The 16,069-nt window shown below is 44.2% G+C and carries 13 protein-coding genes and 1 tRNA gene; 4 read left to right on the top strand and 10 right to left on the bottom strand.

From position 1 onward, the window contains the following. Position 1 precedes the first annotated feature (1 nt). From BUR09_RS07205 to BUR09_RS07195, 3 genes are all read right to left on the bottom strand, one after another. Entirely contained in the window at positions 2-742 is a 741-nt protein-coding gene (locus tag BUR09_RS07205; protein ID WP_272483559.1) for a methyltransferase domain-containing protein, read from the bottom strand. A 212-nt stretch (positions 743-954) separates the two neighbouring features. Then, a complete protein-coding gene (locus BUR09_RS07200; RefSeq protein ID WP_074216263.1) occupies positions 955-1,923 on the bottom strand; it encodes a hypothetical protein in 969 nt (322 codons plus the stop codon). A 165-nt stretch (positions 1,924-2,088) separates the two neighbouring features. Then, on the bottom strand, positions 2,089-3,402 hold the full coding sequence (locus BUR09_RS07195) for an NCS2 family permease (RefSeq protein ID WP_217694174.1): 1,314 nt from the start codon (positions 3,400-3,402) through the stop codon (positions 2,089-2,091). Positions 3,403-4,192: 790 nt separating this feature from the next. Between BUR09_RS07195 and wecB the strand changes: the two genes are divergently transcribed. Next, positions 4,193-5,383: a non-hydrolyzing UDP-N-acetylglucosamine 2-epimerase gene (gene wecB / locus BUR09_RS07190; protein ID WP_074216262.1), complete on the top strand. Its 1,191-nt coding sequence runs from the start codon at positions 4,193-4,195 to the stop codon at positions 5,381-5,383. 275 nt (positions 5,384-5,658) lie between these two features. On the opposite strand, the gene BUR09_RS07185 is transcribed toward wecB, so the two are convergent. From BUR09_RS07185 to BUR09_RS07170, 4 genes are all read right to left on the bottom strand, one after another. Continuing rightward, positions 5,659-6,006 (bottom strand): hypothetical protein, encoded by a 348-nt coding sequence (locus BUR09_RS07185; protein WP_074216261.1) that lies wholly within the window; start codon positions 6,004-6,006, stop codon positions 5,659-5,661. Positions 6,007-6,039: 33 nt separating this feature from the next. Then, positions 6,040-6,306: a hypothetical protein gene (locus BUR09_RS07180; RefSeq protein WP_074216260.1), complete on the bottom strand. Its 267-nt coding sequence runs from the start codon at positions 6,304-6,306 to the stop codon at positions 6,040-6,042. Between the two features lie 166 nt (positions 6,307-6,472). Next, on the bottom strand, positions 6,473-6,832 hold the full coding sequence (locus BUR09_RS07175) for a hypothetical protein (protein ID WP_074216259.1): 360 nt from the start codon (positions 6,830-6,832) through the stop codon (positions 6,473-6,475). Between the two features lie 11 nt (positions 6,833-6,843). After that, positions 6,844-8,298, bottom strand: coding sequence for an RHS repeat domain-containing protein (locus tag BUR09_RS07170; RefSeq protein WP_074216258.1), 1,455 nt, complete (start codon positions 8,296-8,298; stop codon positions 6,844-6,846). 914 nt (positions 8,299-9,212) lie between these two features. On the opposite strand from BUR09_RS07170, the gene BUR09_RS07160 reads away from it, so the two are divergent. After that, positions 9,213-10,598, top strand: coding sequence for an alanine/glycine:cation symporter family protein (locus tag BUR09_RS07160; RefSeq protein ID WP_074216256.1), 1,386 nt, complete (start codon positions 9,213-9,215; stop codon positions 10,596-10,598). Positions 10,599-10,652: 54 nt separating this feature from the next. On the opposite strand, the gene BUR09_RS17180 is transcribed toward BUR09_RS07160, so the two are convergent. From BUR09_RS17180 to BUR09_RS07150, 3 genes are all read right to left on the bottom strand, one after another. After that, positions 10,653-10,814, bottom strand: a complete 162-nt coding sequence (locus BUR09_RS17180; RefSeq protein WP_407645269.1) for a transposase — start codon at positions 10,812-10,814, stop codon at positions 10,653-10,655. Between the two features lie 150 nt (positions 10,815-10,964). Beyond that, positions 10,965-11,056 (bottom strand) — tRNA-Ser (locus tag BUR09_RS07155). Between the two features lie 105 nt (positions 11,057-11,161). Further along, positions 11,162-12,841, bottom strand: a complete 1,680-nt coding sequence (locus tag BUR09_RS07150) for a response regulator (protein ID WP_074216255.1) — start codon at positions 12,839-12,841, stop codon at positions 11,162-11,164. Positions 12,842-13,341: 500 nt separating this feature from the next. On the opposite strand from BUR09_RS07150, the gene qrcA reads away from it, so the two are divergent. Together qrcA and qrcB are read left to right on the top strand one after the other, a co-directional pair. Further along, positions 13,342-13,974 carry a menaquinone reductase multiheme cytochrome c subunit QrcA gene (gene qrcA, locus BUR09_RS07145; protein ID WP_074216254.1) on the top strand — a complete coding sequence of 211 codons (633 nt, stop codon included), beginning with the start codon at positions 13,342-13,344 and terminating at the stop codon, positions 13,972-13,974. Positions 13,975-13,988: 14 nt separating this feature from the next. Further along, positions 13,989-16,061 carry a menaquinone reductase molybdopterin-binding-like subunit QrcB gene (qrcB, locus tag BUR09_RS07140; RefSeq protein WP_074216253.1) on the top strand — a complete coding sequence of 691 codons (2,073 nt, stop codon included), beginning with the start codon at positions 13,989-13,991 and terminating at the stop codon, positions 16,059-16,061. Positions 16,062-16,069: the final 8 nt, after the last annotated feature.

Below are 16,069 nucleotides of genomic sequence, written 5' to 3'. Positions count from 1 at the left end.
ATTACTTTACGGCAAAAAACAACATCCCTGTCGTTACTTCCGAACTCTTATAGCCCGTTTCTGCAACTTTTGAGATCTGTTTGAAGCCCACCTCTTCAAGCAGTGCCAGAAACTCCGTTTCCGGTATAGCGCCGCCTTGTCATTTAAACCAGCTGTCTACCGCCTGCTCACCACTCATTGTTGCCCCGACGAATATCTGATCAGCGACATGAAGTCTTCCGCCTTCCTTAAGAACACGGTAGACCTCTTTAAGAACACCGGCCTTATCAACCGCAAGATTCAGCATGGCATTTGTGGTAACAACATCGAACTGTTCGTCGTCAAACGGCAACTCTGCACTATCGACAATTTGAAACGAAACATTTTCTAACTCTACGAGTGCCTTATTACTCTGTGCGCGTTGAATCATTTCATCGGAGAAGTCAACGCCCACAGCTGTCCCTGAAGGTCCGGCAAGCTTTGCAGCTAAAATGGTATCCACTCCGGCTCCACACCCTAAATCAAGAACATGCTCTCCCGGTCGGATGTCACTCAGTGAAAACGGATTTCCCACTCCGCAATACCACTTAGCGACATCATCCGGTAACCATTCAAAAAGCTCTTCAGGATACTGTAATCCCCGCAATCCTTCTCTTCCTGTCGGATACTGGAATTGATGCTCAAGAGATTCAGCAACGTTTTTGTACTTTCGTTTTACAACAGAAGTAATTTTCTGCGTATCTTCCGCACTGGGTTTCAGCATGCTTCACCGCACTCCAATTTCTATGCGTTAATGCATTACCACCTATATGGTTTATGGTGCCCTCTATCAAAAAGTGATATTACCCTATCTCCTTGAAAACAACATGTGTCTATCTCTCTTCATAAAAACAGATAAGCACTTACTAACAAAAGTGCCTCTACAATCTTGCAGAGGCACATAGAGAAGTGCTGTCATAGTAACCAGACATCATGTTATAAGAATTTTGCTATCTCATCTAATGAGTACAAACACTTGCGATAAATTCCATATCCCATAAAGCGGGAATGGGCGAATTTCACATCCATCGAGTCACGAAGTAACCGAACAACATTTTGCAGTTCGTTAGAGCGGATAAGCTTACCAAGCTGCCCCCCTTCCGGCTCGAGGTTAGCAAGGTTGATTACCAGATGCGGCTTATTACGTATGATTTCTGTGAAGCCCTCCTTAGGACCAACCATACTGCCCGGAAGCAACAGTCTTTTTCGTTGATAAAAGACTTTTTCCACTTCTGTTGCCAACTCTTCCAGTGCATGCGAGCCTTCAACAAGCTTAAACAGTTTCTCAAGAAACGACATCAGCCCATGCGGTCCTGTAAGATTCATGGAACCAAAACGCATAGCAAAAACAGCCAGAGCAGGGTTAGGATCAATCTGAGCAGCAGCTTTTGTCGGAAGATACAGACCCAGCATATCGAAACGCATTATAGTGCCTGTTGAAAATGAACTTTGGCAGTCAATATCTGTGATATGGTAGTCGGTTCGCGGAGCAACTGCGGAGTAGTTATTCTCACGCATAGTTGTCTGAAGAAAGTCCTTCACAACAACCTGTTCCTCGCAGTAATACACCGTCTTTTCGTTACAGGATAAATAGACATCAATACATGTCTTCAAATCGGCAAAAACTTCTACCCACCGTTCAGGGTCATCCATAAGTGTGTTATCTACACTAGGCAGATCAACTTCATAGCTTTTTGTCAGGTAGTTCTGGTTAAACAGCATATCGTACTTTCCAACTCTAAGGCGGACAATCAGCAACGCTATGCCTCTATAATAAATATGCACCTCATCCGGACGAATTTGCATATCCAGAGAGGTATCTTTGCGTACAAATTCCAAAAACGGATACAGTGTACCGCCTTCTTTCAAGTCTTCAATAAACTTACTGCTCAGCTCTCGTGCCATGACAAACTCCTTTTCATAAAAAACCCTACTCATACTATCCCAATATAAGCAGAGAAAACCTATGATAAGGCTATGTCTTTACGAGTAATAAAAACTAAAAAGCCCCTTGCGCCGTAACGCAAGGGGCTTTTGATTTTTCTATCGACTGAAAATGGTGATGCAGGGTTAGTGCATCATGAATTTCAGAACAAACAGACCTACGAGAATGTAAGCAAGGTTAGGAATCTCGGAACGGCGGCCTGTAAGAAGCTTCAGTACTACATATGAAGTAAGACCGAAGATGATACCTTCTGCGATGCTGAAGGTATAAGGCATCATAACGATACAAAGGAAAGCAGGAATTGCTTCGGTGTAGTCGTCAAGATCAATCTCGCGGATCGGGCTCATCATGAACATACCTACAGTGATGAGTGCAGGTGCAGTTGCCTGAGCAGGAATTACGAGAAAGATAGGGGCAACAAGCAGTGCAAGGGCAAACATACCCGCAGTAGTGAGCGCGGTAAGACCGGTACGGCCACCTTCAGCAACACCAGCTGCACTTTCCACGAAGGTAGTAACAGTGGAAGTACCAAGACAAGCACCAGCGGTGGTTGCGATAGCATCTGCAAAGAGAGCCTGTTTTGCATTTGGAACACGACCACGTTCGTCGAGCATGTTTGCTTTAGCGGTAACACCGATAAGGGTACCAACTGTGTCAAACATATCAACAAACAGGAAGGTAAAGAGAATAATAAGCATGTCCAAAGAGAATACATTGGAGAAGTCCAGCTGCATAAAGAGCGGAGACAGGCTTGGAATGCTGAAAAGGTGGTCAGTGCTAAAAGTGCTCAGGTCGGTTACGCCAAGAGGAATACCAACAACAGTTGCTACGAGCATACCAATAAGCAGTGCACCTTTCACCTTTTTAGAGAAAAGCACGCCGATAATGATGAGGCCGATGATACAAACCATTGGGCCCGCAGAAGCAATGTTACCAACAGTAACAAGGGTTGGCTCGTAAGGAACAACAATACCCGCGCTCTTAAATCCGATAAGCGCAATAAAGAAGCCGATACCGGCAGAAATAGCGCGCTTCAAATTTACAGGGATACTGTTAACAATTGCTTCACGGATGTTAGTACCAGTGAGAATAATAAAGATCACACCTTCAAGGAATACTGCGGTCAGCGCAGTCTGCCAGGAGTAGCCCATAGTAAGGACTACGGTGTATGCGAAGAATGCGTTCAAACCCATGCCCGGCGCAAGAGCGAATGGCAGGTTTGCAAAAATCGCCATAATCAAAGTACCAACAACTGCGGACACTGCAGATGCAGTAAACACCGCAGCAGGGTCCATTCCAGCAGCTCCCAGAATAGCAGGGTTAACAGCCAGAATGTACGCCATAGTCATAAAAGTAGTCAGGCCCGCAGTCACTTCTGTGCTTACAGTAGTGCCATGCTCGGACAGCTTGAACATACGCTCAAGAAATCCCTTGCTCACAACAAGATCCTCCTTACGTAACAGTCACCGCATTTCCTCACCTCAAAGCTCCGCACAGTCCCAGTACGGAATGCCGCACCTTGCCCAGAAGGTGCTCCCTGAAATGCGATTCTGCTCGTTAACAACAGCAAAGCCGACCAAGGGAAGCTGGTCGGCTCGGACTCCATGCACCAAATCGTATGGGAGCGCAAGAAAAGAGATCAGCTTGTCTCAACGTGTTTCACACCTTGTGTCTCAACGTGTTTCACGAAATCAAGAGAGAAACAACTCACATCGTTTTTTAGGGGTGGCATATGCTTATTAATGAGCCTTAGCGTCAAATTAACAAAGCATTACTCTATAGCGCTATGTATTTCTGTTAGAATATGTATGCTGCTGTTTTTTCTTATTGCTGCGTCCACTTTTGACTTAGCAACATGCACACCTACATGGCCTTTCCATATTCTGAGTACTTACATTCGTAGGAGTATGAACATTATGTATCCGCAAAAATGTTCGGGGAAGAGAGCCTTTTTCTTTAAGTAAAAAACCGTCTGCATCACCATAGATGATGTTTTTACAGCCTCATACGTTTCAGTATCCAGAAACCTTCACAAAATCTCAACAGCATCATCATAGATACAAAAGAACTTTCTATCAGATAGTCGTAGAATGCTTCTGATGCTGAGGAGTAAACAGAATCTATTTGTTATGCACTGTCACACCATAGCTTAATAAAAATTGTGGCTTACCAAATGCATTACGAGAACAATGGACAGTTCCCAATTAGGCATCAGGAAGAGGTGACACTATGCAACAACAAAAAAAGATTAAAATTTCTGCTGTAGTAGGAACAAGACCTGAGGCCATTAAGATGGCACCACTTCTACAGGGGCTTTCCGCAGTTCCAAGCATAGAAACGCACCTTATCTCAACAGGACAACACCATTCTCAGCTAGAACAGGTCTTTTCCTTTTTCGAATTAACACCAGATGTTGACCTGAAGCTTATGAAAAAGAACCAAAGTCTTAACGACATTGCATACAAAGCCATTAAGGGAATGGACAGATTATTAGAACAGGCTGATCCAGATCTTCTTTTGGTTCAAGGCGATACTACAACCGCTTTTGCCGGAGCACTCGCGGCTTTCAATCGGCAAACACCAGTCGGGCATGTTGAAGCAGGACTTCGTAGCGGCGACCTTATGAATCCATATCCTGAAGAAGCGAATCGCAAACTCATCAGCGCAATCGCGACCCTTAACTTCGCCCCAACCTATGTTGCGCGTAACCACCTATTGTCAGAGGGTATTCCCCCCTCAACAATTGTAACTACAGGCAATACTGTGGTCGACGCATTATACAGCATCACCAGTAAGGTCACAGATCTTCCTGAGGAAGTCTCTCGAGCTATTACAAATCACAATAGAGTAATCCTTGTTACAGCACACAGACGTGAATCATGGGGAAAACCTCTTGCGGACATTTGTGCTGCCATCAACGAACTTGTGTATCTCTTTAACGATGTGGAAGTTGTGTTCCCGATACACAAAAATCCAAAGGTGCGTGATGTCGTTTTCAATAGTATCGTAGAACATAAACGAATCCACATCATTGAGCCTTTAAACTACTTTGATTTCATATCAACCATGAAACACTCTTCACTGGTTCTCAGTGATTCGGGAGGAGTGCAGGAAGAAGCACCAACATTTGGGGTACCTGTCCTTGTTTTGCGCAAAACAACAGAACGCCCTGAAGCGCTTACTGTAAACCTTTCAAACATCGTGGGCACAAATACAGAAAAGATTGTTAAGCAGGCATCAAAAATACTTGGGGACACACAACGTGCAGCACAAATTGCAAAAAGCGGAAACCCATTTGGGGACGGACGCGCTTCCAAACGTATTATTAAAGCTATTCTCGCATGGAGTAACGGAAAGGTTCCCTACCTGAATGAGGATGAATCGTTTGTGTATGCAGAGCTAGAAACGTCAGACGGATGATTTATCGGCTTCTACTTCACAAAAAAAGACGACTTTAAGAAGCACTTTGCAAACGGCTTTTCAATCCGATAGTTCGCAGAAGAAACGGTAAATCCAAGTCAACTGTTCAGCGATTAAGAACAAAACATGAGAGTGTCCCACTGCCCCGTCTACTAGATAGAGGGACAGTGGGACACTTGAATAAATTTTAAGGGGGGAGGGCGTGAGTTAACATTTCGTTATCATAGCCATAAAAATCAATTAGTAAGATCAAAACACGCCTTATCTAAACCACCTCAGATATTTTTCTCACGACCCAAAAAAAACATGAAAAAAATGACTATCGCAAAGAAAAAGCTATGTCCCACCACAAGCCAAGTTGTTGTAGTATACAGACCTAACATCGCACAGAGAGCAAGGAAATAAAGCCCACTGAACGACACAGTTATTGGAACCAAAAAACGCATTTTTTCATATGGCAAAAACAGAAAAACAATATTCAACAATACAATCACCATATTCACATGCGTTATCAATCCAAACTCACCACCATCTTTTTCTAACTTAAAACGAATAGCTTTTATGATCCATAGAATAAACCCAGCACTCGTCAAGTACCCTGCAATTCTTGCAATCTGCTTCATACCCTATCCTATTTCATCTCTCTAAAAACTTACTCATCGACCACGAAATGAATTTCCATCACTGTCAATTCGCCCAAAGCTTTCGCGCATTCCGTTTCCTCCATTTCGTTTTGGTTCGATAAAATATTTTAGAGTATTAGCTATAACTCCAGATCTTGATGGCAAATCAACTACAAGAGACTTGCCAATGGTCATAACACCACTGACCCATTCCAATAACTCTTCGTGTAAAAAAGCATTCTCATCACTAGTCAACCCAAACAAACCAATCGGATCAATCAAACTAACAAGATCATCCAAACAATATCCATATACTGAGGTGCCTTCAACTCCCCCGCCCTCTGTTACTTTACGAAGGCGGAATCAAGAAAATCCCCACCAACGATATGGCAGGGATGGTAAAAACCTTTTGGATGCATGAAGGTATTATATGGATGAATGTTATTTGAACTTCACTTAAAACAAATTACATACCTTTTGTCTGTATCGTAGCAGCCAGCCTAAAAGCCAGAAATACAAATAAAGCAACCAATACATGTCCAATAATTACAATGAACATACTAGGGTCAAAGTCTTGAAGGATACAGCCTGCTATAAAAAATAATATGCTGGTACCCATTATACTCATCGATGTTGCCCATGTTCGCACTTGTTCAGGAAGAAACAATGTCAAAAAAGTAAGCAACACAAAGACAGCGTATGTAACGCCGCCTGGTGGCATTACATACTCATAGGATTGCCATAATAAATAAAGAGCACCTAGTTGGTATAAAATATAAGCAAAACAAATAATAAAAGCCAATACAGTCCAAAATCTATTCTTCATATTGTCAACTCCTACAACAACGACAACTTCGGATATGATTCTTCTGGAACTCCTCGATGCTCTTTGTATTCACCCCTTCTTTCATAACTTTCGTTATGTACTTCATCTTTTGGATTATCTCGCTCATCTCTTTCATCCTTCGATGGAAGTACATTTTTTAATACATCAGCAAATACAGAAGCCCTGTCTGGTAAAGATGTCAACAACGTCGCTAACTGTTTCATAATGTGAGCCCAACCACGGGTCTTTCCATTTATCATTTTTCTTTCATCATTAGTCAGCCCAAACAAACCAATCGGATCAATCAAATTAACAGGATCATCCAAACAATATCCATATACATCAGCATCACCGCCTCGCAACCCTAATGGATCTTGCTGAATAAAGCGCCCCGTTGACGGATCATAATCACGGAATAGGAAATGAACCAAACCAGTATCGGCATCTAACAGCCCTCCGCCGAAACTCAACATAGCAACGTGAGCGAGCTTATGTTGCGACAACCTTCTGCCAAAGCTATCTGTTTCTTCAACATGTAGCACTCGCCCTAACTCATCTGCAACAGCTAACAATGTTCCAACATGGTCATATGCCAAGAAATATTCTTTCCCGTTACACATAAGTGATGTCGGATGGAGCTCTTCAGTATCTTTTTCTGAATATTTGAACACAATGTGCTCCTTATCTTCGCCAGTACAGGCAGCTTCCATCCGCAACATATCTTTCCAGCAATACTTTTCTGATATTGCACCATTAACAAGTTTAATTGCACGGCGTCCCAATGGATCATATCCATATTGAATACATCGCCCATCAGGCAAGCAGACTTCTTTCAATAAATTTGAACTATTATAGCAATATGTAGTAATACCCGCACCAGAACGCTTTTCAATAAGATTTCCTCTTTCGTCGTATGAAAAATAGATTCGTTCTCTTGGAGAAATCAACTGTTCTAGCTGAGATGAGTGGTTATAAACATATCTGGTTCCATTTAATTCCTGTAACCGTTCGCCACGAGAACCATATCTGTAACGCTCAGTACAAAGGCCGTCTTGCATTACATTATTTAAACGCCCTTTTTGGTCATAGCTATATTCTACTATTATCGTTTTATCTTCAAATGTTGTTGAACGGCTTACTACTTGTCCCTCTTGATTACGATGCAGTTCCATTCGCCCAAATGTATATCCTGTCTTAGTTATGAATTGTTCCTGCTGAAACTTCAGTGCAGTGGATGGCGTGATATCTTTAACGTCATCTGCACCACGTTGCGCAATCGCACCACCTCGTTCAATTGCAGAATGTTTTGCGGATTGTCCAAAGACATCGTTACGTAAATACTCTTCTGTCGACATAGACTGATTCCGAGAACTATTTCTCGGAACATTGTTGATATGATCTGTCACAGACTTCATCACATCACGTCGTAACCATTCTTCTGTGCTCATCGCTGATACCTTACGCATATAACTTCTCCTCATGATTGATACAGAGAAGACATATCTAGTCACCGCAGGATTCTTTCTAAACGGGGTTCTAACTATACGTACCACTGATTTAAAGCGTACACATCATCTGTTGACAGCATCTCTGTAAACTTCCCATATTTTTTAGTTGTGTCTCTTTAGGAGAAGCTCACGCAATCCTAAATATAAGAGGTTGGACAAACTCGTTAATCTCAGTCGCTGGGCACAAAAAAAGTCCTCACAGTTTTCACTGTAAGGGCTTAATATCATGGCGGAGAGGGAGGAAGACCCATTGGGGCAGCCGTTTCATCCGAAAACAACAATCGCTAACCCATTGTTTTTTACAAAAGGAATCACTCAAAAAAACTAACGTTTTGTTACAAGTTATTTTTGGCAATGTACCCATAACCGACCAAAAGCAATGGGAAATTCTTGATTGGGTGATCACCCTCAAGATTCTTGTAAAAGCTCTACATATTTTGAACCTCTTAAAATGCCAGCATGAGAAACAGGGCAGCCTATACAAATTCACATTGTCTACCTTGCAGATTCTTTTTTTACAGAGTGTTGCGATTCAAAAACGACCCATCTCATCGTTTTCATTATATAAATACTTCAACCCCTCTTTTATCTTACAAAATAGATTGTGCGATCATATACTAATTTTTTTTGCACTCTTTTATAAGCGGCTTGTGGTGCTATTCCCTGTGATTGTGCAATGAGGGGTGTTGTACTGCTGATGAATTTGATGATGGTTGTTTGTTCAACCTCTTTTTTTTTATTTTTTTAGCATGTTATTTACCTTATTAAGGGTCCCTGTAACGATTTTAGGTGGCGCTATATTCCTATTTTCGTTTGTGCAGAAAGCCGTTGGGCTGTCTGCTGTCATTCTTTATCTAAAAAGCAGGTTTAACATGGAATTTTTTTCTCAGTTGCAGATGTTTGTTAGTGACCTCAGTGGCTTTGTTTGGGGTGCGCCCATGCTTATTATGCTTATCGGCACAGGGGTGTTCCTTACGCTTAGTCTGCGAGGTATCCAATTTACCAAGCTTATTTATTCCCTCTGGTTGGCGTTGGTAAAGCGTAAAGAAGAGGGAGCGGAAGGCGATATCAGCAACTTCCAGGCTCTCATGACAGCACTTTCCGCCACTGTTGGTACCGGTAACGTGGCCGGTGTTGCTACCGCTCTGGCCATTGGCGGCCCCGGCGCCATGTTCTGGATGTGGGTATCCGGTCTGCTGGGCATGGCTACCAAATATGGCGAAGCCGTGCTGGCTGTTAAATACCGTGTAGTAGATGCCAATGGTGAAATGAACGGTGGCCCAATGTATTACATCAGCAACGGATTGAATAAATGGTGGCTTGGGGCTGCATTCGCCGTTTTTGCTTCCATCGCTGCTCTGGGTACCGGTAGTATGGTGCAATCCAACTCTGTAGCCGATGTACTACAAACCTCTTTTGGGGTTCCGGAATGGATTACCGGTGCTGTTCTGCTTATTAGCTGTGCAGTGGTGCTTATTGGCGGCATTAAGAGCATCGGCCGTGTTACCGGCGTACTCGTTCCTATCATGATTTTATTTTACATTGCCGGTGCGCTGCTCATCGTGTTTATGAATCTAGATCAGGTGCCTGGTGCATTCGCACTGGTATTTGAGAAGGCGTTTAATCCTACGGCTGCAACAGGCGGCTTTGCCGGTGCCAGTGTTATGCTTGCCGTGCGCATGGGAGTGGCTCGTGGTGTTTTCTCTAACGAGTCTGGTCTTGGTAGCTCTCCAATCGCAGCTGCTGCTGCACAAACAAGCCACCCCGTTGGGCAGGCGTTAGTTTCAATGACACAGACCTTCATCGACACATTGATCGTCTGTACGCTTAATGGCCTGGTAATAATTATTGCAGGTGGGTGGTCCAGCGGTGCTACTGGTGCAGGTATGACCGCTATGTCCTTTAAGTCCTTGCTGGTGGGCGGCGATTATATTGTGTCCATTGGGCTGGCGCTATTTGCATACTCCACCATTCTCGGCTGGTGTTACTATGGTGAAAAATCCATTGAATTTTTGTTTGGCGAACGTGCTGTTCTACCATACCGCTTGGTATATATTGCCTGTATCGGTGTTGGTGCTGTGATGGAATTGAATTTCCTGTGGCTGCTTTGTGATTTGTTTAACGGTTTGATGGCGTTCCCAAACCTCATTGGTCTGCTTTTATTGTCTCCCGTGATTGTTAAAGAAACTAAAAATTATTTTGCCGATAAGACTCGTGAATCTGCGAGAAGTGCTGCTGTAACAGAACCTGCCCGTTAGTATTACGTGTGTTGGTGCTAGTACTCGGCAGTCCTTTGGTGCTCATTCCCTAATTTATAGGGTTACACACCAGACTTCATAACAAATACGTCCGGTAGCCTGAAATTGCTGCCGGACGTATTTTGATTTCCAGTTATAGTTCGTGGCATCTGGAATCCCATGTGCGCGACAACTGTCATTTACCTTAATGCCTTGCAATAATCTGAGTCTCAGCAAATCGTGAGTTCTTCATAAATTTTTCCTAGCTGTGTTGTGCCAGAAAACTCTATTTTTGACTTGTATCTTTTTAAAGGAAGCTTACGGTTAATCTCAGTCATTGGACACAAAAAAGCCCTCACAGCTTTCACTGTAAGGGCTTTAATTACATGGCGGAGAGGGAGGGATTCGAACCCCCGGAAGGCGCAAACCTTCAACGGTTTTCAAGACCGCCGCGTTCAACCGAGCTCTGCCACCTCTCCGTATTCTGTTGTAAGACTCTCTGCGAAGCAGAGGTGGTCTGTATAGAGAATTCCGTTTCAAAGCGCAAGCACTTATCGCATTTTTTTTAATTTTTTATCCTGACACTAACTTGAAACAGACTTTGAAGATTCTAGAAGCCCAAACAAAACACGCAATAAGTTATCAGGATTAATAGGCTTTCCAACATATTCATTCATTCCGGCTGCAAGAAAAGCTTCCCTGTCACCTTTTAACGCATGTGCTGTCATAGCCACTACAGGCACATCTGATCGAACTTTGAGCGAAGTTGATTCTCGAATTCTTCGTGTGGCTTCAAGACCGTCCATCTGTGGCATGGCTATATCCATCAGCACCAAATCATAAGCCTCTTCTTTCATCGCTTCCAACGCTTCAACACCATTGGTAGCCAGTTCGACTTCAAACCCTTGCTTTCTCAAAAAGATATCCATGTACTTTAGATTTACTACATTATCATCAACTACAAGAACTTTCTTTGAACTACCAAGCACAGGCTTTGCCATGGCAGTCTCACGCGTTGCTACCTCTCCACGCTCATTTAACTTTCCAAGCTGGAATGAAAGTACGAAAAAGAACTCTGCACCTTCACCGGGAACACTGGATACCTCCAAGGTTCCTCCCATTAGTTCGACTAGCTTCCGACAAATGGCCAAACCAAGCCCTGTTCCCTGATATTGACGGGATACAGAACTATCAGACTGAACAAAACGCTCAAATATAGCTTCCTGATGCTCTTTAAGAATACCTATTCCGCTATCCTTTACAGAGAAGCGTAACTGTGCACAGTCTCCTTTTAGTTCCACCAATTCGACAGCCAACCGGACTGAACCACCATCGGTAAACTTCAATGCGTTATCAAGCAAGTTAACGATAACCTGTCGAATGCGGGGAAAGTCGCCGACAAGCACATCCGGAACATCATCAGGAACAGTAAAGGTAAGCCCCAGACAACGCTCCTCAGCACGATGGAAGAACATTGTACGCAACGCTGAAAGACGCTTTCGTAATCTGAACGCCTGATTGTCAATTTCCAACACTCCAGCTTCAATCTTTGAGAAATCTAAAATTTGATTAATTAAAACAAGCAAAGATTCTGCTGAATTTTCTACCGCCTCAAGATATTCCCGTTGCTCTGCATCAAGCTCAGTATCCAATGCGAGATCTAACATACCAAGTAAGCCGTTCATTGGAGTTCGAATCTCATGGCTCATGGTTGTAAGAAACTCACTCTTTGCTTTGTCTGCAGCCTCTGCAGCATCTTTGGCAGCCTTTAATTCACGCGTCATTTCAAACTCGTGCGAGATTTCATTCGTATATTTTAATAGTAACGAATCACCCTTTTCGGACTGAAACGGAATATGCTGAACAGTACGATACTCTCCACCTGAGTAGCCTTCATTATCTATAGGGAGGTCTCCCTCCATAGGATGAGCCTGCTGTGTATGCTGCTCGTAATCACGATCAAGCAAACAATAGCTGCGCCCTGTCACAACCTGCGACGTCTCCGTCGAAATGCTGGTCGAAAACAACACGTCTCCATCCGAATTATAGATCGTTGTATCAGCAGGAATTGCACGCAACACATCCTTAAGCAGCGAAGCTTCTCGCTTTGCTGCCGATGCTTCTAACTCAAGCTGTGCTGCATACGCTTCCAGCTCAACTATTTTTTCTATCGCTGTAGTGAAATCAACCGGTTCAGACACACAACAGTTTTTCCCTGTTCTAGCACTCAGCAACGAACCGTATTCTCTAACTTCTTTATTCATATGCGCTCCCGCTTCTTGCACATATACACGAAATCACACTCTCCAGTATCACAGCTTCAGAAAAAAATCTTCTTATTATACGACATTTACCGATAAAATTTATTTTAATGTAAGTTTTATCGACTAACTAGGCTCAACTCCAAAACGTTCTTTCAACCAGCTGTTTCATAAACTAAATATTTTTTGCACAAAGCCAAAAACACTACTAACCCACTCCATTTATACACCTAACCACTTTATTTTTATTTAAAAAAAATCTTGTTTGGACTTTCAAACAGTCAGGTTTCCGTAGTTTTTTTAGTACCAAAAACTTTATTTTTATGTTTTAGAAACACAGTTAATGGATACGCCGCATCCGCTTAATGTGTACGTTTCAGAAGGGTTAGTTACCGCTCGTGAAATATTTCACCTTGACGCAATTGCCCCTAAGAAGTAGACACAGGGGTGTGGTAATGTGGGCTTTTTTTCAATATTTTAAACCAGCTATGAGGCGAAGGGTTATGGAGGAGAGGCTTTTACATCCTGCCGACGGGAACAGTACGTCACGCCAATTTGGCGGCGCGGCCCCGTTCTTCGTAGGTCTGGTAGTGGCACTCATCTTTGGTTGGTGGGCTTTCCCTGGACTGCTTTTCTCAGAACAGGAACAACCTATTAATTTCAGCCATAAGGTGCATATTCAAGACGCAGAAATGGAATGTTCTGCGTGCCATTATTTCCGTGAAGACGGCACTTTTGCCGGCCTTCCAACAACTGAGAGCTGTGCTGAATGTCACAGCGACGAACCACTCGGGGAAGATCCGGAAGAAGCACGCTTCATCAAGGAGTATGTGGAAACCGGTAAAGAAGTTAAGTGGCGTGTTTACCAGGCACAGCCAGACAACGTCTTCTTCAGTCATGCAGCTCATTCTATGGAATCATGTAACGCATGTCATGAATTCACAGAAACTGAGCTCTGTTCCCAGTGTCACATTGATGTGGCAAACATGGACAAGGCCCCGACTTACTATGAAAACAAGCTGACCAAGTACAGCAAGCAGACCATGAAGATGTGGGAATGTGAACGCTGCCATGCTCACCCAGAGCACTATGGCGTTACCCGTTCCAGCAACGCATGCTTCGTCTGCCATAAGTAAAAGGGGAGTATGCAATGGCAGTAGATAGACGAGGATTCCTTAAGTTTGTTGCAGGCGCCACCACTGGTGTTCTGGCTACTCCCGTACCTTGGAAACTCCTTGATGACGCGAGTATCTGGACTCAGAACTGGTCCTGGATTCCACGAAACGTAGACGGTGAAAACTCCTACGTTTCAACAATCAGTAAATTATGTCCTTCCGCTGCGGGCATGAAAATCCGTCTGGTTGGAGACCGTCCTGTACGTGCTCTTCCAGATGATAACCACCCTCTTTCCATGGGTGGCATCACAGCCCTCGCTGCAGCAGAAGTTCAGCTTATGTACTCTCCTTCCCGTGTAAAGCGTCCACTTAAGCGTTCCGGTGACGGTGCTTATGTTGCGATTTCCTGGGAAGAAGCAGAAAAAATGCTCAAAGAAAACCTCAGAAGAGCAGGTTCCAAGGTTGCATATGTATCCGGTGACGAAACCGGTACAATCAACGAACTTCTCTCCGGTATGGCGAAAGAAAGTGGTTCCGAAGAGTTCTACGTTATGCCTTCCGAGGTTCAGCCAGCAACACGTGCATTTGCCAGCATGAATGGCAAAGGCCAGCTTGGCTACGACATCGAAAACAGCGACTACGTTTTCGCTATCGGTGCTAACATTCTTGAGTCCTGGGGCACCGTGCTTCGCAACCGCGCTGCATACAAAAAGTCCCACCCTGCTGGAGAGAAACCAACCGTAAAGTTCGTTTACGCAGGCCCTGTGCAGAACAACACTGCAGCAGGCGTTGACGAATGGTTACCAGCAAAATCCGGTACAGAAGCAGTCTTTGCAATGGGCATTGCAAACCTGCTCATCAAATCCGGCGCTACAGTTGGTGCACCTGACTTTGAAGAGTTCAAAGCGCTTGCCGCTCAGTACACTCCGCAGAAAGTTGCATCACTCACAGGCGTTGCTCCTGCAAAGCTTAAAGCTATTGCAACAGAGCTTTCAAAAGCTCAGCGTCCAGTTGTTCTTACCGGTTCTGAATTCGGTCAGGGCACAGGCGTTGCAACTGTTCTCGCTGGCACCGCGGTTAACATGCTGCTCGGTAGCTTTGGTCGCGAAGGCGGCGTAAAAGCTCTTCCTTTAGTACCGAAAGTTATTGCTTCCGGTATGGATCGTAACGAAATTGCTGAAAAAGACCTCGTGGCATACCTTTCCCGCATCAGTGCTGGTAAAGTTGGTACCCCGCGTGCAATGGTCTTCTACGAAGCAAACCCTGTTTACGGTCTGCCTCAGCCTGCAGCTATGGCTAAAGTTATGGACAAGGTTCCATTCAAAGTGGCTTTCACCAGCTTCCTTGATGAAACTGCGAAAGCTTGTGACCTTGTTCTGCCTACCCCACTCGGTCTTGAACGTTTTGATGACGTGGAAACTCCATACGGCATCAATCAGGCATTCTACGGTCTTGCCCGTCCAGTTGCGCCATGCGCGATCGATGGCAAACCTGCTGCTGACGTTCTTCTGAGTGTTGCTGGCAAGCTCAACATGGACCTTGGCTTTGCTACTTTTGAAGAAATTCTTCAGGCAAAAGCAGAAGCTGCAGGTGCTGATTGGGATAGCCTGATGGAAGGCGAATTCTTCACTAGCGATGCTGTTGTAGAGCAGTCCGATCTGCGCCTCGCCGCAGACGTTATCGGTAAAGCACTTGCTGCTGCACCGAAAGCTGCAAAACTGAGCATCGCCCCTGTGCAGAAGCTTAACATCGGTACCCCTAACACTGCTATTCCACCATACAACAACAAAACAATTCGTCGCTGGGAACTCCAGAAAAACGAAATGTACGTTGCTATGAACGGTGCAACAGCACGCGAGCTTGGCGTAGTAAAACACGACCGTATTAAGCTCAGCAATAACAGTGGCAGCATCCAGGCCCGTGTGAACATTTTTGAAGGCGTTATGCCAAACACCATCGCAGTGCTGATGGGCTTTGGTCACACCGCATTTGATGAGTTCAGCAAAGGCAAAGGCGAAAACGTCATGGAGCTGCTGACTGTTGGTTATGAAGCCGGCACAGGACAGTCTGTCTGGAACGTTGCTGGTGTAAACGTCAGCAAGGCATAAGGGACGAG

This window comes from Halodesulfovibrio marinisediminis DSM 17456 (genome assembly GCF_900129975.1).
GTDB lineage: Bacteria > Desulfobacterota > Desulfovibrionia > Desulfovibrionales > Desulfovibrionaceae > Halodesulfovibrio > Halodesulfovibrio marinisediminis.
This window is presented reverse-complemented; position numbering and strand designations above follow the sequence as displayed.

What these genes read in the sequence shown, in the direction of transcription:
- BUR09_RS07200 (WP_074216263.1), bottom strand. Translation starts at nt 1,923, where the DNA reads ATGGCACGAGAGCTGAGCAGTAAGTTTATTGAAGACTTGAAAGAAGGC.
- qrcA (WP_074216254.1), top strand. Translation starts at nt 13,342, where the DNA reads ATGGAGGAGAGGCTTTTACATCCTGCCGACGGGAACAGTACGTCACGC.
- wecB (WP_074216262.1), top strand. Translation starts at nt 4,193, where the DNA reads ATGCAACAACAAAAAAAGATTAAAATTTCTGCTGTAGTAGGAACAAGA.
- BUR09_RS07160 (WP_074216256.1), top strand. Translation starts at nt 9,213, where the DNA reads ATGGAATTTTTTTCTCAGTTGCAGATGTTTGTTAGTGACCTCAGTGGC.
- qrcB (WP_074216253.1), top strand. Translation starts at nt 13,989, where the DNA reads ATGGCAGTAGATAGACGAGGATTCCTTAAGTTTGTTGCAGGCGCCACC.
- BUR09_RS07185 (WP_074216261.1), bottom strand. Translation starts at nt 6,006, where the DNA reads ATGAAGCAGATTGCAAGAATTGCAGGGTACTTGACGAGTGCTGGGTTT.
- BUR09_RS07170 (WP_074216258.1), bottom strand. Translation starts at nt 8,298, where the DNA reads ATGCGTAAGGTATCAGCGATGAGCACAGAAGAATGGTTACGACGTGAT.
- BUR09_RS07150 (WP_074216255.1), bottom strand. Translation starts at nt 12,841, where the DNA reads ATGAATAAAGAAGTTAGAGAATACGGTTCGTTGCTGAGTGCTAGAACA.
- BUR09_RS07175 (WP_074216259.1), bottom strand. Translation starts at nt 6,832, where the DNA reads ATGAAGAATAGATTTTGGACTGTATTGGCTTTTATTATTTGTTTTGCT.